We start from the raw sequence: 872 nt of genomic DNA, 5'->3' as shown, positions 1-872 counted from the left end.
CGCGAAGTTAAATATACAGATATTAATGACTGGCTAGTAGGGTTGTCTTATGGAGAAAGTGGAGTGAATCAATGTAGAAAAAATAAGATGCCCGTAATTAAATTAGATTAATTTAAAAAGATAATTTGAAAAAGTTTTGAAATGCTGTCTTTAGACGTATTTTTAATATTTTCTTAGAGATAATGTCAGCATCTATAAAACTATAGAAATAGATTTTGGCTGAGATATAGATGCTGGTGCTTCGATTAGTATTTCTTTTTTAACTATAGGTTAAATATTAAGAGTAAATTTATGAAATTCATCTCAATATTGTTTTTATCTGTTTTGCTGGCTGCATGTTCAAGTGCTGAGAAAAAACAGCAAGATCAATATTTTTATATTGTGGTTAATAAATACTTTGGGAAGTTTAGTCCAAAAGAGAAAGTTTGGATTGATAAGCCTATGAATAAGTACGCCACAGCAGAGGTGAAAAAATCAAGTATGTCATTTGGTGATTTTGAAAATATACAAAAAAAATTGCAAGATGATGGTTGGGTACTAATATCAAGTCATGATAGTTTTTTTGAATATTGTTTGGATAAAAAGATATATATGGGAGTGTTGTATCCAATAAATTCAAAACACTATGGTTATGATGGTGAGGAAATAAATTATGAAAATATAAATGAATGGTCAGTTGGATTGTCATACAGCGAAGCAGGGGTTAAGCATTGTGTCAAAGACGAAATTCCAATAATTAATTTGGATTAAATTTTTAGATATTAATTGAATTATTGTTTTGTTTTATAAAGGTTTTTATGGTTAATGTGTTTAATTTTTTAAAATTCTTTAGTTTAAGCTTTCTTTTTTGTGCTTGCACAAATAGTACCCCA

1 protein-coding gene is annotated in these 872 nt (G+C 28.0%); it reads left to right on the top strand.

Annotation, left to right across the window (positions count from 1 at the left end; genetic code table 11):
• Positions 1 to 291: 291 nt before the first annotated feature.
• Complete coding sequence (locus tag AWW72_RS18700) at positions 292 to 750, top strand: hypothetical protein (RefSeq protein WP_062848323.1); 459 nt, start codon at positions 292 to 294, stop codon at positions 748 to 750.
• Positions 751 to 872: the final 122 nt, after the last annotated feature.

Source organism: Acinetobacter sp. NRRL B-65365 (genome assembly GCF_001605865.1).
Taxonomy (GTDB): domain Bacteria; phylum Pseudomonadota; class Gammaproteobacteria; order Pseudomonadales; family Moraxellaceae; genus Acinetobacter; species Acinetobacter vivianii.
Note: the sequence above shows the minus strand (reverse complement) of the source record. Positions and strands in the feature narration are given on the sequence as shown.

What these genes read in the sequence shown, in the direction of transcription:
- AWW72_RS18700 (WP_062848323.1), top strand. Translation starts at nt 292, where the DNA reads ATGAAATTCATCTCAATATTGTTTTTATCTGTTTTGCTGGCTGCATGT.